The 1564-nt window shown below is 49.9% G+C and carries 1 protein-coding gene; it reads left to right on the top strand.

All coding sequences use genetic code 11. From position 1 onward, the window contains the following. Nucleotides 1–428: 428 nt before the first annotated feature. A partial coding sequence (locus tag AC2FND_RS20240) for a hypothetical protein (RefSeq protein ID WP_496771490.1) occupies nucleotides 429–1564 on the top strand: 1136 nt, incomplete at its 3' end.

The raw sequence follows: 1564 nt of genomic DNA, 5'->3' as shown, positions 1-1564 counted from the left end.
TATTACGACGACGTCGATATCGCAGAGAACCCGGCGGCGGATCTGTTGGGGTAGACGGTTCGACCCATGCCGTAAGATCAATCAGGCTGACGACTTGCGTGCCGGCCCCCTGCGCCCTCACGCCTGATTTTGGAACGCACAAAGGACGGCTTCGAAATCACCAGAACGCAGGAATACAAACCCGGTAGACTAACTCTCGGATCCTGAGTTTCTTACCACTAAGAAACCTCAATCAAGGACCCAACCAACCCGGCATCGCACAGCCTGCGGCTTGCTGGTTATTCTAGAAAACTGCGCAACCGCAGCCGATCGCATATCGCCCGGTCTTATGGAGTCATTCTTACCGCGGCCGGAACAACCTTCTATTGCATCATGGCAGCTTGAGTGAAAAGCTTGAGCATAATTGGTGTTAAGTTGGCAAATCGTTTATGTTTGAACTCTTGTTGCGTGGAATACTACTTTTTCCATTACTCATTTTGCCCGGTGCATGGATCGCGTTTTCTGGATTACTAAAAAATGTGGACCTCTGGGATCGCCTTGGGCTTTCGTTTGCCCTCTCAATCCCAATGTCTTGCGCACAGTTTCTAGCCTTGGCGTATATGGGGGTTGGTACGGACCACATTCCTTGGGTTATCCTGATAACAAACTTGGGTGCGGTATGGTTAATCGCTCGATCTTGGCAATGGGTACCTATCCAAGGCTATCGTCGGATTATTCTCGGCTCATTGGTACTGCCTTTAGCAGTGTTGATTATACATGCAAACGCACCAAACGTTTATCAATGGTCACACACATTTCTGCATGCCGATCTAATTTATGCCTTGATGGAGAACCCAACGGCACCAGAAGAATGGCAACTAGCCGGACTGGGTACGGGCTATCCTTGGTTCGGGCATCTCCAACGGGTTTTGCTTGCTCAGGTTCTCAACCAATCACCAATAAACGCCTACCTGTGGATCAACCCGGCAATGGCGTTTGGATTTGGCACTCTGTCCATTCTCGTCGTCAGAGCTGTTGGGGGCAGGGTCGTGGCAATGTCTTTGGCACCAATCATCGCCGCCTTGTCAACAAACCCAATCGGTGTACTGGCCAAACCCATTTCTTCGTCACTTTGGAGTGGAATTGAACGTTTTCACTTTCTGATGGGAGATCCACGTTATGATGCTACCGGCTTAAAATTTCTTTATCTGAACACCAACCAGGTCGGGTTGATTCTTCTGCTAGCATTGTTGCTCACAATCCTGCGTTCGGGCTCGTCGCAAAACCTTAGAGCAACGGTTCCTCTATGGCTAATTTGTCTAGTTGGAACCGGGCTCGTTTATCCGCTCTATCTTCCGTCTGCAGCGGTATTCCTAGGGGCTGCTGGCATTACATGGATGGTTGACAGAACCAAAAACCTCAAAGAACGCCTAAGAAATGCTTCGCTGCTGTATATGTCTGTGGTCCTGGCAGCGGCTTGCACATATTTCCTCGTAACATACCAAACAGGTGATCGCGTTACGGGAGCAGGGATCGAACTTAATGTCCCGGGGCAGATTTGGCGTCATGCCGTAGCCACCATAAC

It is taken from the genome of Ruegeria sp. BHSB056 (assembly GCF_059613305.1).
This window is presented reverse-complemented; position numbering and strand designations above follow the sequence as displayed.